The sequence below is a fragment of the Rhodoblastus sp. genome (assembly GCF_052145335.1).
Lineage (GTDB): Bacteria > Pseudomonadota > Alphaproteobacteria > Rhizobiales > Beijerinckiaceae > Rhodoblastus.
This window is the reverse complement of record NZ_JBKQOU010000317.1, coordinates 38,837-58,795: the sequence shown is the minus strand read 5'-3', so window position 1 is coordinate 58,795 and position 19,959 is coordinate 38,837. Positions and strand designations below refer to the sequence as shown.

At 60.1% G+C, this 19,959-nt stretch carries 22 protein-coding genes; 7 read left to right on the top strand and 15 right to left on the bottom strand.

Annotated features, from left to right (window positions below; translation table 11 throughout):
• From hemA to dsrA, 15 genes are all read right to left on the bottom strand, one after another.
• On the bottom strand, positions 1-1,139 hold a 1,139-nt coding region (gene hemA / locus ACLP2E_RS19555; protein WP_442466871.1), incomplete at its 3' end, for a 5-aminolevulinate synthase.
• A complete protein-coding gene (locus ACLP2E_RS19550) occupies positions 1,097-2,557 on the bottom strand; it encodes a cobyrinate a,c-diamide synthase (protein ID WP_442466870.1) in 1,461 nt (486 codons plus the stop codon). The genes ACLP2E_RS19550 and hemA, both read right to left, overlap by 43 nt.
• Positions 2,558-2,561: 4 nt before the next feature.
• Entirely contained in the window at positions 2,562-3,566 is a 1,005-nt protein-coding gene (locus ACLP2E_RS19545) for a glycosyl transferase family protein (RefSeq protein ID WP_442466869.1), read from the bottom strand.
• A gap of 7 nt (positions 3,567-3,573) precedes the next feature.
• Positions 3,574-4,779: an NrfD/PsrC family molybdoenzyme membrane anchor subunit gene (gene nrfD, locus ACLP2E_RS19540; protein ID WP_442466868.1), complete on the bottom strand. Its 1,206-nt coding sequence runs from the start codon at positions 4,777-4,779 to the stop codon at positions 3,574-3,576.
• A gap of 17 nt (positions 4,780-4,796) precedes the next feature.
• Entirely contained in the window at positions 4,797-5,564 is a 768-nt protein-coding gene (gene dsrO / locus ACLP2E_RS19535; protein WP_442466867.1) for a sulfate reduction electron transfer complex DsrMKJOP subunit DsrO, read from the bottom strand.
• Positions 5,561-6,046: a cytochrome c3 family protein gene (locus ACLP2E_RS19530; RefSeq protein ID WP_442466866.1), complete on the bottom strand. Its 486-nt coding sequence runs from the start codon at positions 6,044-6,046 to the stop codon at positions 5,561-5,563. The genes dsrO and ACLP2E_RS19530 overlap by 4 nt, the downstream gene beginning before the upstream one ends.
• A 3-nt stretch (positions 6,047-6,049) precedes the next feature.
• Positions 6,050-8,011 carry an NAD(P)-binding protein gene (locus ACLP2E_RS19525; protein WP_442466865.1) on the bottom strand — a complete coding sequence of 654 codons (1,962 nt, stop codon included), beginning with the start codon at positions 8,009-8,011 and terminating at the stop codon, positions 6,050-6,052.
• 12 nt (positions 8,012-8,023) lie between these two features.
• Positions 8,024-9,577, bottom strand: coding sequence for a sulfate reduction electron transfer complex DsrMKJOP subunit DsrK (gene dsrK / locus ACLP2E_RS19520; protein WP_442462336.1), 1,554 nt, complete (start codon positions 9,575-9,577; stop codon positions 8,024-8,026).
• A gap of 11 nt (positions 9,578-9,588) precedes the next feature.
• Positions 9,589-10,320 carry a respiratory nitrate reductase subunit gamma gene (locus tag ACLP2E_RS19515; protein WP_442462335.1) on the bottom strand — a complete coding sequence of 244 codons (732 nt, stop codon included), beginning with the start codon at positions 10,318-10,320 and terminating at the stop codon, positions 9,589-9,591.
• Between the two features lie 56 nt (positions 10,321-10,376).
• Entirely contained in the window at positions 10,377-10,712 is a 336-nt protein-coding gene (locus tag ACLP2E_RS19510; RefSeq protein WP_442462334.1) for a TusE/DsrC/DsvC family sulfur relay protein, read from the bottom strand.
• 27 nt (positions 10,713-10,739) lie between these two features.
• Positions 10,740-11,048, bottom strand: coding sequence for a sulfurtransferase complex subunit TusB (gene tusB / locus ACLP2E_RS19505; protein WP_442462333.1), 309 nt, complete (start codon positions 11,046-11,048; stop codon positions 10,740-10,742).
• Between the two features lie 10 nt (positions 11,049-11,058).
• On the bottom strand, positions 11,059-11,475 hold the full coding sequence (gene tusC / locus ACLP2E_RS19500; RefSeq protein WP_442466864.1) for a sulfurtransferase complex subunit TusC: 417 nt from the start codon (positions 11,473-11,475) through the stop codon (positions 11,059-11,061).
• A 10-nt stretch (positions 11,476-11,485) separates the two neighbouring features.
• Positions 11,486-11,878, bottom strand: a complete 393-nt coding sequence (gene tusD, locus ACLP2E_RS19495; protein WP_442462331.1) for a sulfurtransferase complex subunit TusD — start codon at positions 11,876-11,878, stop codon at positions 11,486-11,488.
• Positions 11,879-11,945: 67 nt separating this feature from the next.
• Positions 11,946-13,025 carry a dissimilatory-type sulfite reductase subunit beta gene (gene dsrB, locus ACLP2E_RS19490; RefSeq protein WP_442462330.1) on the bottom strand — a complete coding sequence of 360 codons (1,080 nt, stop codon included), beginning with the start codon at positions 13,023-13,025 and terminating at the stop codon, positions 11,946-11,948.
• 82 nt (positions 13,026-13,107) lie between these two features.
• The gene (gene dsrA, locus ACLP2E_RS19485) at positions 13,108-14,415 is read right to left on the bottom strand and encodes a dissimilatory-type sulfite reductase subunit alpha (protein ID WP_442462329.1); all 1,308 of its coding nucleotides are present in this window, start codon (positions 14,413-14,415) and stop codon (positions 13,108-13,110) included.
• A gap of 225 nt (positions 14,416-14,640) precedes the next feature.
• Between dsrA and ACLP2E_RS19480 the strand changes: the two genes are divergently transcribed.
• The 7 genes from ACLP2E_RS19480 to ACLP2E_RS19450 all read left to right on the top strand — a co-directional run bounded on the left by ACLP2E_RS19480 (position 14,641) and on the right by ACLP2E_RS19450 (position 19,712).
• Complete coding sequence (locus ACLP2E_RS19480; protein ID WP_442462328.1) at positions 14,641-15,618, top strand: TauD/TfdA family dioxygenase; 978 nt, start codon at positions 14,641-14,643, stop codon at positions 15,616-15,618.
• Positions 15,605-15,805 carry a sulfur relay protein DsrC gene (locus tag ACLP2E_RS19475; RefSeq protein ID WP_442462327.1) on the top strand — a complete coding sequence of 67 codons (201 nt, stop codon included), beginning with the start codon at positions 15,605-15,607 and terminating at the stop codon, positions 15,803-15,805. Before ACLP2E_RS19480 ends, ACLP2E_RS19475 begins: the two co-directional genes overlap by 14 nt.
• Positions 15,802-16,026 (top strand): DUF6967 family protein, encoded by a 225-nt coding sequence (locus ACLP2E_RS19470; RefSeq protein WP_442462326.1) that lies wholly within the window; start codon positions 15,802-15,804, stop codon positions 16,024-16,026. Before ACLP2E_RS19475 ends, ACLP2E_RS19470 begins: the two co-directional genes overlap by 4 nt.
• Positions 16,027-16,121: 95 nt before the next feature.
• The gene (locus tag ACLP2E_RS19465) at positions 16,122-17,150 is read left to right on the top strand and encodes a YeiH family protein (protein WP_442462325.1); all 1,029 of its coding nucleotides are present in this window, start codon (positions 16,122-16,124) and stop codon (positions 17,148-17,150) included.
• A 447-nt stretch (positions 17,151-17,597) separates the two neighbouring features.
• Positions 17,598-18,881 (top strand): NAD(P)/FAD-dependent oxidoreductase, encoded by a 1,284-nt coding sequence (locus ACLP2E_RS19460; protein ID WP_442462324.1) that lies wholly within the window; start codon positions 17,598-17,600, stop codon positions 18,879-18,881.
• 68 nt (positions 18,882-18,949) lie between these two features.
• On the top strand, positions 18,950-19,456 hold the full coding sequence (dsrE2, locus tag ACLP2E_RS19455; RefSeq protein ID WP_442462323.1) for a sulfur carrier protein DsrE2: 507 nt from the start codon (positions 18,950-18,952) through the stop codon (positions 19,454-19,456).
• A gap of 28 nt (positions 19,457-19,484) precedes the next feature.
• Positions 19,485-19,712 (top strand): sulfurtransferase TusA family protein, encoded by a 228-nt coding sequence (locus ACLP2E_RS19450; protein WP_442462322.1) that lies wholly within the window; start codon positions 19,485-19,487, stop codon positions 19,710-19,712.
• The last annotated feature ends 247 nt before the right edge of the window (positions 19,713-19,959 follow it).

Sequence of the window (19,959 nt, the reverse complement as noted above, 5' to 3'; positions counted from 1 at the left end):
CCGTGATGCGGGGTCGGAGTGATGCGCAGGCGCTCGGCGCCGCGCGGCACGGTCGGGTAATTGATCGGCTGGATATAGATGCCGTGGCGATCCAGCAGCATGTCGGTCGCCGCCTTGCACAATTGCGCGTCGCGCACCATCACCGGCACGATATGTGACGGATTGGCCAGAACCGGCAGTCCCGCCTGCATCAGCGCATGTTTGGTGAGCCAGGCCTGGCGCTGGTGCGCCATGCGCAATTCCGGCCGGGTCTTGGCGATACGCACCGATTGCGCCGCGGCGGCGCAGACGGCCGGCGGCAAGGCGGTCGAGAAGATGAAGCTGGGCGCGAAGGAGCGCACCGCGTCGATGATCGCGGGGGCCGCCGCGATATAGCCGCCGATGACGCCAAATCCCTTGGCCAGCGTGCCCTCGATCACGTCGATGCGGTGCATCTGGCCTTCGCGTTCGGCGACGCCGCCGCCGCGCGCGCCATACATGGCCACCGCATGGACCTCGTCGATATAGGTCATGGCGTTGTATTTTTCCGCCAGATCGCAGATTTCCTTGATCGGCGAAATGTCGCCGTCCATCGAATAAAGGCTCTCGAACACAATCAGTTTCGCGCGCTCGAGCGGCTGGGCGGCAAGCAATTCCTCAAGATGGACGACATCGTTGTGGCGCCAGATCTTCCGCTCCGCCGAGGAGCGGCGAACGCCCTCGATCATCGAATTATGGTTGAGCGCATCCGACAGGATCAGGCAATTGGGCAGCAGGTCGGCGATGGTCGAAATGGCGGCGAGATTGGAAATCCAGCCGGAGGTGAAGACCAGCGCCGCATCCTTGCCGTGCAGGTCGGCGAGTTCTTCCTCGAGTTTCACCAGGGGATGACTGGTGCCGGAAATGTTCCGGGTTCCGCCGGCGCCCGCGCCATGCTTGCCGGCGGCGCCTTTCATCGCGGCGATCACTTCCGGATTGACGCCCATGCCGAGATAATCGTTCGAGCACCAGATGGTGACGTCGTGGGCCGAACCGTCGGGCCTGTGCCAGGTGGCATGGGGAAAGCGCTGGGCGTCACGTTCGATATCGGCGAAAACACGGTAGCGTTGCTCGGACTTCAGCTTGCCGATCGCATCCTGGAAGAATTGCGCGTAACGCATGGTCCTACCCTCGTTTGAACAGCTCCCGAATCCTCGAAGAGCGATGAATTTTTTCTTTGTTCTTTGCGCGCACGAACGAATGAAACGAAGCGATCCGTCCAGCGACACCGGGACGTGTCACGCAAATGGGTGAAACTGGCCAACAGGTTGCCAATGACGATCCCGTCATGCGTTCCGTCGATGCCAAAGCCGCGTTTCACCCGATAGGCATAGCGCAGGTCCGGCGCGATATTTTCCAGTCGCGCGTAATGGAATTCATGCGCTGGCGTCGCATCGCCGAATTGGGCGCCAGGCCACGGGGCTTCCGACGTCTCTTCGACGCGCACGAGACCGCGCCCCTGGGGCTTGTCGCCCATGACCGCATCGGCGGGAATGACCCCGACCATGTCGTGCCGCGCGCCCCGATAGGAAATCGAGCGGGACAGATACATGAGGCCGCCGCATTCCGCATAGGCGGGAAGGCCGGCTTCGACCGCCGCGCGGATGCTTTCCCGCAAGGATCGATTGCCGGCGAGTTCGGCGGCCTGCGTCTCGGGAAAGCCGCCGCCTATAAACAGGCCGTCGCATTGCGGCAGATCGCTTGCGCGCAAAGCGTCGAAAAACGCCAGCTTAGCGCCGGAGCGACGCAGAGCCTCAAGATCGTCGGAGTAATAGAAACCGAAAGCTGCGTCGCGAGCTACGGCGATGGTGACGTCCGGAGCCGAAACTCCGCGCAACAGCGGCAATCTTGCGGGTTCTTTCCTCGAAGCCTTCGCTAGCAAGGCGTCGAAATCGACACCTTGGAAGACCGCCTCGCGGACGCGCGCGATCACGGAATCGGCTTGGCTCGCCTCGCTCGGCGTGGTGAGGCCCAGATGGCGCTCGTTGACATTGAGGGCGCTGTCGCGGCCGATCGCTCCGAGCACCGGCAAATCCGTGTAGTTTTCGACCGCCTGCCGCAGCTTGCTCTCCTGCCGCGCCGCGCCGACCTTGTTGAGGATGACGCCGGCGATCTCCACCTCGGGGTCGAAAGCCTGATAGCCCAGCAGCAGCGGAGCGATGCCGCGCGCCATGCCCATCGTGTCGACGACCAGCACAACCGGCGCGCGGAGAAGTTTCGCCAGCGCCGCGCTGCAATCCGTTCCCTTCGGGTCGACGCCGTCATGCAGGCCCTTGTTGCCTTCGATTAGAGCGAGATCAGCGTCGCCATAGCCATTTCCATAGGCTGCGACGATTTCCCGGCGGCTTTGCGTGTTGAAATCGAGGTTGAAACTGACCCGCCCAGAGGCGCGCGCCAGCCACATCGGATCGATATAATCCGGGCCTTTCTTGAAGGTCTGAACCTTCTTTCCAAGTGAAGCCAAGGCGGCGGCAAGGCCGATCGAAATCGTCGTCTTGCCGGAAGATTTGGCTATGGCGGAAACAAAGAACCGGCTCATGGCCTCACGCCGCCGCCAGGAGGCGGTCCTTGTCGCGGTTGATCCAAAGACGCGTGGCGCGCGCTTGCGCCTTGTCCATATCTGGCTCGACGCCCATCGCTCTCACGGCGATTGCAAGGGTGCCGATGATGGCCGCTTCAGCGTAATCGTCGCAAGCCTCCCCCCGCCAGATCGCGAGCAGGCGCGCTATATCCATATTTTCGTCAGGAGTCTGACGCGGCTCGTCCATCATCGGCGGCCAGCGCTCTTCAAAACCTGCGCCATCGACCGCATACATGACTTCGCAGGGCTTGCCCGGCCGGCGCTCGATCTCGCCGCCTTCTCCACGAAAAACGGACATGCGCGGCTGCTCGAGCAAAATGGCGGCGTCGCGATGAATTCGCATGTAACCGGGATGAAACACCCCTTGCATCATGCAGGGAGCCTCGAATGGATTGATCATTCGCGCCAGAGTGTGAACCGGCGAGCGCAATCCTAAAATGGGGCGCAGAGCCATGATCTCGGCGAGCTTCGGGCAGAGCTTGTCCAGGGGCAGATAGGCGAAATTGGTTTTGGCCAGCATGCGCTCGGCGTCGGCCAGGTCTTTGGCCAGTGGCGCGCCGAGTCCTTCGAGTGTCTCGCCCGTGTAGAGACGGCCCGCCGTATGGCCGTCAAAGCCATGCATGAATACGCGCCAGCCATTGCGCGCCAGAACCAGCGCCGCCAGCAAGAACCAGGGCAATTGTCGGCGTTTGCCCGCATAGGACGACCAATCTACATCGACGGCGCCGGCTGCGGTCGGTCCGGTCGACTTGCGTGCGGCCCTGGCGAACCCGGCGATCTCTTCCGCGCTTTCTTCCTTGAGGCGCAGCAGCATGAGAAAGGCGCCGAGCTGTTCCGGCAAAACCTCACCCGCCAGAATCATGCTCATCGATTCCTCCGCCTCTTCAAGCGTCAGCGATCGAGTAAAGCTTTTGCCGCGTCCAAGAATTCTGACGAAACGCGCGAAGGGATGGGGCTGCTGATCCATTATGAATTCAGTCTCCGCTTTGGGTTTGCGATTGCGGCAGGAAGGGTAAAAGTCGGAAAGCCAGCGCAGCGATCAGCATGGCGATGGAAATGCCGCTTATCCCCAATAGAATTTCCGGCAAGCTCGGCGTGTAGGAATTGATCGCGCCGTCGAAGAATGAACTCGACGCCTGGACCCCGGGAAAGATATTCAGCGGATAGGCCTGCGCGCCGACAATGGTCGTGTACATTTGCGCCAGACCGCCGACGAGGAACAAGGCCGAGGCCAGGCCGAGATTGCGGCGCCCCGCGGCGCCCTCGCTCATGAAGGCCAGCAGGAACAGAGGCGCCAGCGAGCCGACGACGATCTGGCCCAGCCAGAAAACGAGGGGATAGATTCCGCCGTCCCGCAACAGGAATAGTTCGACCCCCTGGGTCGCCGCACTATAGAATTTGTTGAGATGGGCGATGGCGGTCAGGAACAGGGTCGCCGCCGAAAAGATGATCAGCAGGCCGCGAAATTTGCCGGTCATCTCCGGGGTGCAGAGCTTGTCGCTGGTCTCGAATGACATCGTCATCAGAACCAGAACGGTGAAGGCGAGGCCGTAAACCAACGAGGAAGCGATAAACAAAGGCGCCATGATCGCGCCGAAAATAGCCTCGCGGGCGGCTAGGAAGCCGAAGATCGAGCCGGTGCCGGTGGTCAGGATCAGGCGCCAGGAAAAAGCGGTCCAACCGAAAATCGTGTTGACCTTCGGTATTTGCGACACGCGCCGGTCCATCATCGAAAACAGGTAGCCGGCGACAATGACGACAAAGCCCGAATAAAGGTAGATGTTCCAGGCGAAAACAGATTTAAAATTATAGGTGGTCATCGCCACGAAAACGCGCTCGGGACGACCGAGATCGAGCACCAGCACGGCCAGTCCGCCGATCAGCAAGGCGATGGCGAGAATGCCCGAAAGACGGGCGAAGGGTTTGTAAGCGAGACGGTGAAAGACGGAGGATACCGAGGCGACATTAAGCGCGCCGGACGCTGCAACGATCAGGAAGACCGCGAAAACATGCGGCATGCCCCACACGATCTGATTGGTCATGCCGGTCACGCCGTGGCCCTGTTCTTCCATGTAGATCACGGCGCCCAAGGCCGCCGCTACCACCAGGACGTGAAAGGCGATCAGCATCCAGAACTGCGGCGTATGCGCTGTAAGCCGGCGGTATTTTTGCTGCGCCATCGGCGCTCTCCCCTTTGTCATTTCAGATTGGCGTAACGCACGCCCGGATTCAGCGCGAGATCGGCGCGCAGCGCCGCCGTTGGCTGCCGGCGCAGCGTCCGGGCGATTTCACTGTCGGGATCATTGAGGTCGCCGAAAATCATCGCCCCGCCTTCGCGGGCGCAGGCTTCGACGCAAGCCGGCTGGCGACCCGCATCGATGCGATCGACGCACAAATTGCAGCCCTCGACCGTGCCTTTTCCACGCGGCGCACTGGTCTTCTGATCGTCATGCTCTTCATGCACGAAGGAGCGCGCTTTGTAGGGGCAGGCCATCATGCAATAGCGGCAGCCGATACAGATATGCTTGTCCACCAGAACGATTCCGTCGGCGCGCTTGAACGACGCGCCGGTGGGGCAAACATCGACGCAAGGCGGCTTTTCGCAATGCTGGCACATCACCGGCGCCGAACGAATAAAATCGGTCTTCGGATCTTTCAGCGTGACCTTGCGAATCCATTGCGCGTCGATTTCGGGCCGGCCCGTGCTTTTGAGACCGTTCTCCTCATTGCACGCGGTGACGCAGGCATTGCATCCCGGCGTGCATTTATTCAGATCGATCAGCATGCCCCAGCGCACTTTTGGAGAGGCTGGCTCGCCAGCGGGACGCGCGCTCGCCTCGCCGGCGCCGAAGGCGTAAAGGGTGACGCCGGGCGCGAGAAGGGTCGCAGCAAAGCCGGCCGCCCCTTTCAAGAAGCCGCGCCGTTCGACCGCCGCATCCTTGCCCTTGCCGCAACAATTGCTCATGGTCGGTTCCCCTGTTCCGCCGACGGCTTGGCCTCGCGCAGAAAAGCCGCGAGCCTGGCCGCGTCCTCGTCCCGCGGCGCGCTGGCGTCCGCGCCTTTTTGCGGCGTTTCCGGCTTCGAGGCGTGGCATTCGAAGCAATCGATCTTGACCGCCGCGTAACCATGGCAGGAGCGGCAGAAATGGTCGGGGCTGGCGAAGGAGACCGCTTTTCCGTCGGCGCCCTTGACAGAGTGACAGGAGACGCAGCCGGCCAGACTATATTGTGGCGCCCGTATCCCCTCATGCACGGCCTCCTTGCGGTGGTCGAGCATCATCAGCATGTGGTTGCGGCGCATGAAATCCGTGTCGGCGACGCAATGCTCGCCCTGGCCCTTCGCCGGATGCGGCGACGGTGTGCGTCCGCCAGCGTCCTCGGCTCTGGCTGCCGAGGCCGCCGCGAGCGCGAGGCCGGCCGCCAATAACTTTCGCAATGCGCGCGTCATGCGCTACTCCCCGAGGCCCATCTGGATGTAGCCGGTCGGGCAGACATCCGCGCAAATATGGCAACCGATGCATTTCGTGTAATCGGTATCGACATAGCGTCCGACCGCACGGTCCTTCTTCGTCACACGGAACACCGCCGTCTGCGGGCAATAGATGACACAATTATCGCATTCGAAGCACATGCCGCAGGACATGCAGCGCTTGCCTTCGGTCTGGGCCTGCTCCTCGGTGAAGCCGACGATGCGCTCGGCAAAATCGCCAAGGACGCTGTCCGCATCGACATGACGTTCATCGCGGGTCGAGCGCGCGACATAGCCGAAATGCCCCTTGAACAATTGGGTGTGCGGGATGATCTGCGTCGAGCCGCGATCCTCGTAATTATGGATCGCGAATTTGGCGTGATCGGTGCCGCGGACCTGCAAATGATCGTAAGGTGACGGGTCGAGATGGCGCGCATGCAGTTCTTCGAGAAGATTGAACTGATGGACGTCGACTTTCGGACGCTTGTCTTCCATCTCACCGTGCAGGAAATGGTCGATGGTTTCCGAGGCGATGCGGCCGTGGCCGATCGCCGTCGTCAGCAGATGAGGGCGGATGGCGTCGCCGCCGGCGAAATGCTTGTCCACGTTGCGGACCTTGTAGAGGCCGTCGACGGCGATGGAGCTGCGCCCGCTGTCGAGTTTCTCCAGTCCTTCAGACAAATCGGCCATCTGGCCGATCGCCGAAATGATCATGTCGCATTCGAGCACGAAATCCGTGCCCTCCACCGGGATCGGCACATTGCCTTTCATGCTGCATTCGCACATGCGCAGGCCGGTTGCGACGCCGTTCTCGTCCTTGATGACTTCCAGCGGCATGACCGAACCCCGGATGTCGATGCCCTCGCGCTTCGCATCCTCGCGTTCACGTTCGGCGGCGGTCATTTTTTCAACCGGGAACAAGGTGGTCAGGACCGCCGAAACGCCTTCGCGCTCCAGCGCGCTGGCGACGTCATGCGCGGCATAGCCGAACTCGCCTGGCGAGGCCGCGGCGTCGTCATGCCGGTGCGACCGTGTGACATGGCCGAGGCGGCGGGCCACCGAGGCGACGTCGATCGAGGTGTCGCCGCCGCCGACCACGACGATCTTCTTTGCCGTCGAAAACAGCCAGCCGCGATTGAACGTGTCGAGAAATTCGACGCCAGTGATGCAATTGACAGCATCGGCGCCGGGAACCGGCAGGGGCCGGCCCTTTTGCGCGCCGATCGCCCAGAACACCGCGTCGAAATTCCGGTCGAGTTCTTCGATCGAAACGTCCCGTCCGACGCGCAACCCGGTCTTCACCTCGACGCCGTCCATCGAGGTGATCCGGGCGATTTCCGCATCCAGCATGTCGCGCGGCGTGCGGTAGCCGGGAATGCCGAACCGCATCATGCCGCCAAGCTCGTCGTGCGCTTCGTGGATCGTGACGGCATGACCCTTCTGGCGCAGGAAATAGGCCGCGGACAGACCGCCCGGACCGCCGCCGATCACCGCGACGCGCTTGCCCGACAGTTCCGGCGGTTTGGGCGCCTGAAGCTTGTTCTCGATCGCCCAGTCGCCGACATATTGCTCGACGCCGTTGATGCCGACGAAATCGTCGACCTCATTGCGGTTGCAGCCGTCTTCGCAAGGGGCAGGGCAGACGCGTCCCATCGAGGCCGGGAAGGGATTAGCCTCCATCATGCGCGTGAAGGCATATTCCTGCCAGGACACGCCCGCCACGGGCGGCTTGTCCATGCCGCGCGCGATGGCCAGCCATCCGCGAATGTCATGGCCCGACGGGCAGCCGCCCTGACAGGGGGGCGCGCGATGGACATAGGTCGGACATTTGTAGCTCTTGTCCTGCTGGAAGATCTTTTTGGTCAGATCCTGGGGATCCCACGGCGATTGACCGTTCTTGAATCGACGGAAGGTAAGACCTTTGGTCGGAGCTGCTTCGTTCATGGCCTATTCTCCCTATTTGCTCGTGACGGCGGGTTCGCGCCGCTCATATTCTTCAGCCTGAGTCGAACCGGTCAGCAGGATCGCGTTCGACACCATTTGATGCACACTGACGATGGCTTCGCGGTCGAAGCCGTATTGCGGCAGGACCTTCGAGAACTGCGCTTTGCAGATCGCGCAGATGGCGGCCATGTGCGTCACGCCATGCTCGTCGGAAACTTCCTTCAGCGCGCGCATGCGCGGGAGGGCGCCCTTGGTGCGTATGTCCATGATGTCGTCGCTCAACAGGCCGCCGCCGCCGCCGCAACAGAAGGTTTGCTCGCGGATCGTCTCTGGCGCCATGTCGAAATAATGATTGCAGACGGCGCGCAGCACCGCGCGAGGCAATTCGAACTGCCCGCCTGGTTCGTCGCCCATGCGCGAGGCGCGGGCGACATTGCAGGAATCATGGAAGGTCAGGCGGAATTCGTCATTCTTCGACTTGTCGAATTTCAGCTTGCCCTTCTGGATCAGGTCATGCGTGAATTCGACTATGTGCTGGGGTATCGGATAATTCCTGTCGAGGAAGTCGAAGGGGCCGGCCAGCGTGTCGAGGAAGCTGTAAGCCACGCGCCAGGCATGGCCGCATTCGCCGAACACGATGCGCTTGACGCCGAGATCAAGGGCCGCGTCGCGGATGCGCAGCGAAATCTTCTGCATGTTCTCCTGGGAACCGATGAACATGCCGAAATTGGCGGCCTCGGCGGCGTGCGTCGAGAGAGTCCAGGAGACGCCCGCCTCATGGAAAACCTTGGCGTAGCCGATAAGGCCTTCCATATGCGGTGAAGCGAAGAAGTCGGCGGAGGGCGTCACCAGCAGGATATCGGCGCCTTTCTGGTCGAGCGGCAGCTTGACGGGGACGCCGGTCTCCTCCTCGATTTCCTCTTCCAGCCCTTCCAGCGTGGCGCGCAGGGCCTTTGGTGGAAGGCCGAGATTATTGCCAACGCTGAAAACTTTGCCGATGATCTCGTTCGTGTATTTCGAGCCGATGCCGATCGTGTCCATGATGTCGCGACCGGCCATGGTGATTTCGGCCGTGTCGATGCCATAGGGGCAGAACACCGAGCAGCGACGGCATTCCGAGCATTGATGAAAATAGCTGTACCAGTCGTCGAGAACGTCCTTGGTCAAATCCTTCGCACCGACCAGCCAGGGCAGGTATTTTCCCGCGAAAGTGAAATGGCGGCGGTAGACTTTGCGCAAAAGGTCCTGGCGGGCCACCGGCATGTTCTTCGGGTCGCCGGTGCCGAGGAAATAGTGACACTTGTCGGTGCAGGCGCCACATTTGACGCAGGAGTCGAGATAGACCCGCAAAGCCCTGGAACCATTGACCAATTCGCCAAGCCGAGCGATGGCCTTGTCGTGCCAATCCTCCACCAGTTCGCCCGGAAAGCCAAGCGGCTTCATGTGGTTGGGCCCGGCTTTGAACGGCTTGGAATCGGCCATGGCGCCGCATGCGAGATGCGGCATTTCCAGCGGGTCGCCCGAGATCTTTTCCATCGGCTTGAAATCGCTCTTTGCTTCGGCCATTTCAAAAATCCTCAAGCGCGACGCGGGGTCGATTCAAGCCGGGAGGGCGGGACGTGACGGCGTTCGCGGCTGTCGTCGGCCTGATTGCGCGAGGGACTGAAGAATACCCCCGGCGCATGCAGCAGTTTCGAAAAGGGAAAGACCACCATCAGCGTCAGCACCAGCGTCAGGTGAACGAGGAGCGCCGGGTCGGCAGGCAGAGGTCGCCAGTCGAAATACATGAGGCCGAGGAAGAACGCCTTCACAGCGACGATGTCGGTGCGGGCCAGATATTTCATGGCGAGGCCAGAGCAGCCGATCGCCATCAGCAGCGCCAGCATCAGATGATCGGACGGTCCGGTGATATAGCGGATGCGCTCGACGAAGAAGCGGCGCGCCCAGAGAGCGGCGAGCCCTGCCACCATGGCGAAGCCGGCGAGCACACCGACGGGCTGAATCAACACAATGAGAGCGGGAACCGGCTGCAAGAAATAGCGCAGATGGCGCAGCAGAACGACGGCCAAGGCCATGTGGAAAATCCAGCCGAACAGCCAGATCCACTTATTGGCCTTGAACAGGCTCTCGAAAAGCGTCACTTCGCGCAGCATCCGGAGCGCCACACCGCCTTTGGTCAGCGGCGCCGGCGTGGTCGGGATTTTCAGCGGAGCGGGTGTCGCTGCGTAAAGCCAGATGCGCCGCAACAGGGCAACAGCCAGCAGCAGCGACGCCGCGTAAAACGCCGTCGCATAAATGGTCGTCAGCATTATTCCCTCCCGGATCCGCGCGATCTTCCTGGCGCTTCGGACCTATCGGATTGACGTCAGACGCAACCGGTCGGCTTGGGCAGTCCCGCGATCTTGCAGGCCTGTTTCGCCGGTCCATAAGGGAACAGGGCGTAGAGCGCCTTCTGGTCGCCCCTGTCCTTCCCGTATTTCTTGGTCATTTCCTTCACCAGGATGCGAACCGCCGGGGCGATCTGATATTCCTCGTAATAGTCGCGCAAGAAATTGACCACGACCCAATGCTCATCGGTCATGTCGATCTGTTCTGCCTTGGCGATTACGTCGGCAATATCCTTGTTCCACTGGCCGATGTCCGTGAGATAGCCTTCTTCGTCATGTTCAATGACGGAACCATTCACCTGATAACCCGACATTCTTTTCTCCTGAGATGTTTAGAAAAATCACAGCCAGGCGCAAACGCGCGCGGCATCGGCGGCGAGATCGACGAAACCGCCGTAGTCGACAATCTCGATCCCCTCGACGAGATCGTTAGGGCCGACGCCCCGCGCCGCGACGTCGGGGCCCAGCGCATAAATGGCGCAAGTGGCTTTGGCGTCGCGCAGCGCCTGAGCGAAGGCGCCGCCCTTGCGCGCAGCCAACACTCCATCCTCGGTCAGCAAAATTCGGTCGCCGGCGATGAGATGCTCGAGACAGGTTTTCAACGAATTGCGCTCGTAGGGCGATTTGTTGACTGTGTGCAGAGTTGACATGAGCAGAGCCTCAAAAGCTGAGAACGACATCCTGGCTGGCGATCAATTGCGCCATTTCCGACCTGTCCACGACCTTGATCGAGGGCTTTTCGGCATAGTCCTCGTCTTCGTCCTCGTAGGTGATGGGCATGAGATCCTCGATCGTCAGTCCACGAAGATCCATCGACTCTTTTTCGACATAGAGCTTGCGCACTTCGTAATCGCCGAGCGCCCGGTAAATCTTGGAAAAAGTCTTCATGCCCGCAGCGGTCGCGTCCTGATTGTTCAGCAACTGGAACACGCCGTCGTCAATGAAAGCGAGGCTGACGTCCTGTTCGAAAGCGGCGCCGATCAGCACCACTTCCAAGGATTCCAGCGCATAGATCGTGCCGAAGGGCGCCCTGCGATTGATGTAGAGAAATGTCTTTCGCTGTTGTTCGTCGGTCATTTTTCTCTCCTCAATCGCCGAAAACGACCAGGCGATCGGCCTGGATGGCGGCCTCGATCAATTGACCAAGACCCGAGATGCGGAAACCAGGGGCGATATTGTCGCCATCCTTGCCTTGCCGTTTCGCCTCGTTGGCGTCGAGAATGCCGCGTCGCTGCGCGGCTGCGATGCAGACCACCAGGTCGAGCTTGTGCGCCTCCGCCAGATCGCTCCACAATTTTTGCAAATTGCGGTCGTCCTGGGGCGGCACGGTATAGCGCGTCCCGTTGTTCACGCCGTCATGATAGAAGAACACGCGGTAAATCTCGTGTCCCCTTGCCAAAACGGCCTTGGCGAATTGATAGGCCGTGTCCGACGCCTGATGCGTGTAGGGGCCTTCGTTGACTTGGATGGCGAAGCGCAAAGCGACCTCACTGATCAATGGATGGGGGCGATGACAAAGGCGCCGCCGCTAGCGACGGCGCCCGCGGTCAGAAGTGGACGTGCGCCGACATGTTCATCGTTTTGCGGGCGCCGCTCCAGGTGTCGAGATGGTGCTTGGTGAAAGCGAAGTTGGTCATCTCGAAGAAGCGTGGCCAGCCGATGCGTTCAATCCATTCGCCGACCCGCTCGTAGTCGCGCGCATTTTCCTTGTAGGTGTAAAGGATCTTGCGAACGACTTCTTCCACTTCCGGCCAGCGCGGCGGGTTGTTGGGCAGATTGGCGATGACCAGCTTGTGAAAGGTCGGCTTGGAACGGGCGTTGGAATGTTTGCCGCCGACCCAGACCGCAATCTTGGTTGAATCCGCGCCATTGATCTGCATCGGAGGACAGGGCGGGTAGCAGGCGCCGCAGCACACGCATTTCTGCTCGTCGACTTCCAGCGACGGCTTGCCGTCCACCATGGCCGGACGAATCGCCGCCACCGGGCACCGCGCGACGACGGCTGGCCGCTCGCAGACTTTCGACACGAGATCGTGATTGATTTTCGGCGGCTTGGTGTATTGCACATTGATCGAAATATCGCCCTGACCGCCGCAGTTGATTTGGCAGCAGGACGTGGTGATGCGGACGCGATTGGGCATTTCCTCGTTGATGAATTCATGATGCATCATGTCCATCAGGCTTTTCACCACGCCGGAAGCGTCTGTGCCGGGAATGTCGCAATGCAGCCAGCCTTGGGTATGCGAAATCATCGATACGGAATTGCCGGTGCCACCGACTGGAAATCCCTCTTTGCCCAAAGCTCCGACCAGCGGTTCGACCATCTCGCGCTTGCTGACCATGAACTCCATATTGGAGCGGGTCGTAAAACGGACAAAACCTTCCGCGAATTGATCGGCGATATCGCAGAGCTTCTTGATGGTGAAGACATCCATCTGGCGCTGCGTGCCGGCGCGAACCGTCCAGATTTCGTCGCCGCTCTTGGCGACATGATGCAGCACACCCGGGCGCAGGCGGTCATGCCACGCCCAGGCGCCATAGTTCTTGCGCATCACAGGATGCATGTAGGGAAACGGATCTGGGACGCCCGTTTCAACGGGGCGGCGCGGCGTAGCGACGCTATTCATTCGGTTCTCTCCCTGGATTGACTGATCTCTCGATCGCACGGCGCCGGGCGCCGGGCGATCACCGACAAAAGATACGGCTCTCTTAATCGGCCGCTACGTTGAGCCCTGCCTCGCGCGCCTTGCGCTCGAAATATTTCTCGGCTTCTTCCGTGAAATCATCGGTGCGGACATAGCAGGACGTACGCGGATGATTCATCATGTTCGGATCTGGCTCGATGCCAACCGCCTCGAGGAAGGCCGGCAACCCAATACGGTCGATGGTCTCGCCGATGCGCTCATGCTCGAGCGCGTTATCGGCGAAGAAGTCGAGCAGATTGCGCGCGATATCCTTGAGATGTTCGTAGTCTTCATCGGTTTCGAGCTTGATGAAGGGAATCATCATCACCCCCATCATGTCGCCAACCTTGAGCGCCCGCTTGCCGCCGATCAGGATCGAAGCGCCCTTGTCGTCGCCAGGCGCCAGCGCCTTGTTCATGACATTAAGGCAATGCATGCAACGCACGCAGGACTTGTTGTCGACATCCAGCGTGTCATCGTCATTCAGGCTCAACGCCCGGGTCGGGCACCGGGTGATGACTTGGTCGATCGCATATTTGCGACCGACGCGCGCTACATAGGCCCTTACCTCGTCCTGGTTGACCTTCATGTCGTCGCGCCAGGTGCCGATCACGGCGAAATCGGCGCGGTGAATGGCGTTGACGCAATCATTGCCGCAGCCGGAAAACTTGAACTTGAACTTATAGGGCAAAGCCGGTCGATGCATTTCGTCCAGGAATTCGTTCAGGACGGTGCGATGCGCCTTCACTTCGTCGTAGTTGGACATTTCGCAACGGGCATGGCCGACGCAACTCATCGACGTCCGCAGGGCGGGGCCGGCGCCGCCAAGGTCGAAGCCGATTTCGTTGAATTCGTCGAAAGCCTTCTGCACGTTTTCTGTGGAGCAGCCCTGGAACATGATGTCGCCGCTCTGCCCATGGAAAGCGATCAGCCCGGAGCCATGGCGCTCCCAGATATCGCAAAGCTTGCGCAGGATGTCGGTCGAATAATGCAACCCGGCCGGCGGCTGAACGCGCAAGGTATGAAACTCTTTCGATGCCGGGAATTTGGCGGCCACTTCGGAAAAGCGCGGAATGACGCCGCCGCCGTAGCCGAAGACGGAAACGGTGCCGCCTTTCCAATAGCCCAGGCGATTCTCGTAGGAATGTTCAAGCTGGCCGAGCAGATCGTTCATCATCGGCGCATATTGCGCGCCCTGATTATCGCGCAGGCGTTTCAGGCCGGTTACGAAACTCGGCCAGGGCCCGGTTTCCAACTCGTCGAGCATGGGCGTCGGATGACGCGCGTTCTGTTCCCCGGCGCCCCGCGCCTGATTCGATTCGTCTTGCGCCATGATCAACCTCCCCTGGCGCGCCGTCGAATTGCGGCGCAGCTTGTTACGTTTCACAACCTCTCTTCGGCGAGAGATTCTTCCCGACGCAGCGGCTTTTTTTCCCGATCCAGATCGGAAACAGCTCGCATTTTTCTTTGTTTGATGATGTATAATAACAGGAAATTCGAATATGAGAATAGATCAAAGGTGGAAAATGGAATTTTTTCAAAAACCGGATGAAAGCCAGTGAAACCAATAGATTGCGCCATAACGGAAGCGGAGCTGGCGGGCCTGGCGGCGCCTCGCGGGGGCGGGCCGGGTCGTATTTTCACGCTTGACGACGCGGAGGCTTATCGCCTCTGGCGGCGGGAAAAACTGGCGCGGCTCGAGTGTGCGCGAAAAGCTATGCCAACGCCGATCGCCAATCCGCTGGCTTTGACGAAAGTCGAACGCCAGGCTTTGTCGGCGCAGATCGCAGACGCCAATATGGCGCTCTATTCGTGGAGCGTGACGCCGCCCTCGGACTCGGAACGGGACGAATGGCTGCTCGCCTTCACGTCCTCTTTCGGCCTGCGCGCCGTGGAGGATCATCGCTCGGCCAATCGCAATGGCGTCGTGCGAATCGAGATCGCCCAAGGCGGTGGCCGGCGCGGCTATATTCCTTATACCGACAAGGCGATCAGCTGGCATACCGACGGCTATTACAATTACCACGGGCCATCGCGTTGCGTGCGGGCGATGATCCTCCATTGCGCCCGGGCCGCCGGGGACGGAGGCGAGAATCGCCTGCTCGATCATGAACTGGCTTATCTTCGTTTGCGCGACGAGGATAGGGAGGCCACGCGGCTGCTGCTGCATCCCCGCGCCATGACCATTCCCGAAGCGACGGATGAGTCGGGGCGTTTTCGGGCGGAAAATGTAGGGCCGGTTTTTTTCGTCGACGATGCCGGCGCCCTGGCGATGCGCTATACGGCGCGAAAGAAATTCGTCGAATGGCGTGATTCGGCGACGCGCGCCGCAGCGGAAAAACTGTTCGGGCTGATCGAATCGGATCCGATGATTCGCCGGATCAAACTGGCGGCGGGCCAGGGCGTGCTGTGCAATAATGTATTGCACGATCGCACGGGCTTCGTAGACGACCAGCTGAGCGCGCGGCTTCTGTGCCGCATCCGCTTTCACAACACGATAGACCACGCATCGAGGAGCGAAAATGGCGCGAATTAGCGAGCTTATCATCGGTCATCCCGAAATCGGGAGCTTTGCCGAACTGGAGCGATTGGTCGTGCAGGCGGCGCGGGAGGGCGAAATTCATCTCTATATGGACATCAAGCCCGAGTTTCCCGATACGCCGCGCAAATGGGAGCTTCAGCTCGAACTCGCCTTCTATCGCGCCGAAAGCCCGCGGAAATGACCGCAACCCCCAAGCGCGAACTGGCGGAGATCGTCGCCCCTTATGGACGGCGGATTAGGCTCGACGAAATCGCCTATGAAAGCGGGATGACCCTGCTGCGCCTGACGATTCGGGAAGGCAGCCGTTTCACCATTCTCGAAATCGACGCCGCAACCGCCGGGGAATGGGGGCGGAAGATGGTGCAATGGGCGCAGGAAAGCGGTGGGAACCCGTCCGATTGATCGAAATTATCGAACGTTTTGACAAAAATTATGCGATGGATGGTTAGATCGCAACATTCAATTATGTGACAGTTTCATGGAAAGCAGGCCGTCACATGACCAGCGTAAATGCCGCGGATGCGGCGATGCATCCCAAAAGCCCGGTTCTCGACCTGATTCCCGGTCTCGCCCTGACAGGCGGCATCGCCATCGTCGCCTATGGCCTGCGCTATATTCCGGGGGTGGACAAGCTCAGCCCGATGATCCTGGCGATTCTCATCGGCGCGGCCATCCATAATTCCGTCGGAAAAATCGAGGGAACCGCCGAAGGCGTCAATTTTTCGTTGCGCCGCATTCTGCGCCTGTCGATCATCCTGATCGGCTTGCAGATCACCGCCCAGCAGGCGGCCGAAGTTGGCTTCGGCGGCCTCGCCGTCATCGCCACGGGCCTCCTGGCCACATTGGGCGCCACAATGTTGGTAGGCCGGCTGATGGGCATTCGAAGCGGCCTCGCGCTGCTGATCGGGGTCGGCACTTCGATCTGCGGAGCATCGGCGATCGTCGCCGCCAAGGCTGCCACTGGCGGCGAGGATGACGACGCCGCCTACGCCGTCGCCGGCGTGACCTTGTTCGGCACCATCGCCATGTTCCTTTATCCCTCCCTTCAGGGCGCGCTCCATCTGTCGGACGCCGCCTACGGACTATGGGCGGGTTCGTCGGTGCATGAAGTCGCGCAAGCGGTTTTCGCCTCGTCGCAGGGTGGCCCGGAAGCCTTGTATATCGGTACGATCGCCAAACTGACCCGCGTCGCCATGATGGCGCCGGTCATCATCGTGCTCGGGGAGTTGAGCGTGCGCATGGGCTTCGCTGGCGAGGGCGTTCGTGGAAAGCCGCCGTTTCCCTGGTTCCTGATCGGCTTTCTCGCAATGGCGGCGCTGAACAGCTTGGTCGCGATTCCGCTCGAAATCTCCGGTCCGGTGCGCGCCGCGACGACGTTCCTGCTTTCGATGGCAATGGCGGCGATGGGGCTTCATACCAATCTGCGCCATGTGTTTTCGGCTGGCGTCCGACCGCTGGCGCTCGGCCTGTTCGCGTCCGCCTTCATCAGCCTTCTGGTGCTGGCCTTAATAAAACTGGCGCTGTGAAACGCTTATGAAATAGAGAGGGTGGCGCTATCGAGGAGCCATTTAATGCGTTGCCGCTCCGCTATGGCAAGAACAAATCCCTCTATTTGTCGGATTGACAGGGAGCTGCAAATGAAATGATGCGAAGACATCAGGATGTATGCTTGCCTTCGCTGGTTTTGCGGACGCGCTCGACATAACCGAATTTTTCTCCCCTCAATCGCGCCCCGACTTCCCGAAAAAGGCCAATGACTGGCCCCCGAGCGGCAAGTCGGCGCAAACGCTATTGCAGAAATCGTTAGCGCGACGGGGTACGCCGAAAGGATGAGGCTGAAACTTTCAGCGCCGCACCGCTTGATAATTTCATAAATGCGAATAAACTAATATGACAATCACAAAAATGCGACAGGGCGAGGCCACAATTTGGCGGCTGCCGTGAACGCAAACAAAAATTGCGGGGAGGCTATAGTGGCGGAAATCGTGATCATGGGCGCCGGCTTGGGCGGCGTCATAATGGCTTATGAAATGAAGGACCAGATGCGGCCGGAGGACAAACTCACGGTTGTCACCAAGGATCCGATCTATCATTTCGTTCCTTCCAATCCCTGGATACCCGTCGGTTGGCGCACACGCGAGTCTCTCGAAATCGACTTGGCTCCGACCTTTGCCAAGCGCGGCATCCGTTTCAAACCGACGCCTGTCGTAAAGCTTGATCCGGAAGCCAATCAGATCGAGCTAGCGGACGGCTCGACGCTGAAATACGATCATCTGATCATCGCCACCGGCCCGGAGCTGGCTTTCGACGAAATCGAAGGGCTCGGTCCCGAAGGCTTCACCACCTCGATCTGCCACATCGATCACGCGGAGAAAGCCGGCGTCAGTTTTGAAGAATTCTGCAAGAAGCCTGGTCCGATCATTACCGGCGCGGTGCAGGGCGCGTCCTGCTTCGGCCCCGCCTATGAATTCACCTTCATCCTGGAAACCGAACTGCGGCGCAGAAAAATCCGCGACAAGGTGCCGATGACTTTCGTGACCTCGGAACCCTATGTCGGCCATCTTGGCCTTGACGGCGTCGGTGACACCAAGGGGCTGCTCGAAAGCGCACTGCGCGAGAAGCACATCAAGTGGTTCACCAGTTCGCGGGTGAAAAAGGTCGAAGGCGGCAAGATGACCGTTGAGGAGGTCGCGGACGATGGATCGGTCAAGGCGACGCACGAACTGCCTTTCGGCTACTCGATGATGCTGCCCGCCTTCCGAGGAATCAAGCCATTGCGCGGCATCGACGGCCTGGTCAATCCTCGCGGCTTCGTGCTGGTCGACAAGCACCAGCAGAATCCAAAATACCGGAATATCTTTGCTGTCGGCGTCTGCGTCGCCATCCCGCCGATGGGTCCGACTCCCGTGCCCTGCGGCGTGCCGAAAACCGGCTTCATGATTGAATCCATGGTCACCGCGACAGCGAAAAATCTGGGCGAGATTCTGCGTGGCCGCCCGGCGAAATATCAGGGCACCTGGAATGCGGTCTGCCTGGCCGACTTCGGCGATTCCGGCATCGCCTTCGTGGCGCAGCCACAAATTCCGCCTCGCAATGTCAACTGGTCGTCGTCGGGCCGCTGGGTCCATGCGGCCAAGATCGGCTTCGAGAAATATTTCATCCGCAAGATGCGCAAGGGCGAAAGCGAGCCCTTCTACGAAAACGCCGCCCTCACCATGCTGGGCATCGGCAAGCTCAAGAACATAACCAGCGATTGAAAGTAGCGACTGCCGGTTTTTTTCACGCCGGCGGGCAAGGTGCGCAAGTGACTGCGCGTGGAGGGTCGATGACCGAGAATCAAAATTCGGGCGGCAACGCCAAGTCGATGAGCATCATTGTCACCAAGGGTTCGCTGGACTGGGCCTATCCGCCCTTCATCCTGGCGACGACGGCGGCCGCCATGGGCGTCGACGTCACCTTGTTTTTTACCTTCTACGGGCTCGAACTCTTGAAAAAGAAGCTCGACCTGCAGGTGACGGCGCTTGGTAACGCGGCGATGAAAATGCCGGTAATGGGGATGCACATGGCCATGCCCAATATCGTCAATATGCTGCCCGGCGTGGACGCCGGCGCCACGGTGATGATGAAGAATCTGATCAAGAAAAAGGGCGTCGCCTCAATCGAGGAATTGCGCGAGGCGGCGATCGAATCCGACGTCAAGATCATAGCGTGCCAGATGACGCTCGACCTGTTCGAATACAAGAAATCGGACCTGATCGACGGCGTGGAACTGGGAGGCGCAGCGACCTATATGGAACGGGCGCTAAAGTCCGACATCAATCTGTTCATCTGATCAAATCAACAAGCAAAGAGGAATCCTCATGGCCGACAAAACACTCGATGCAAAAGGATTGAATTGCCCGCTGCCGATTTTGCGAGCGAAAAAGACGTTGAAGGAAGTTCCGGCCGGGGGCACGCTGGAGGTTCTGGCGACCGACCCCGGTTCGGTAGCAGATTTTGCCGCCTTTTGCCGGACGACCGGCAACGAGTTGATTGAATCCACCTCCAGCGACGGCGTCTATCGTTTTCTCATCAAACACGTCGCCTGAGCTTCATCGATAATTTGTCGAACGCCGCTTGCAAGAGCGGCGTTCCTATTAGAGGCCTTCGAACTGATCCGGCGCGAGAAAGGCTTTGAGTGAGGCCTCGTCGACCTTCGGCAGGTCAAGGCGCGAGGCAATGGTGTGGTCGTCGCGTTTCCTCGTGATTTTGATCGGATCGGCAAAAGTCGAGCCCATGAACGGCCGGAATGCGCGGACATCGAGGCCTCAGATGGAAAGAAAGAAAGCAGCAAAC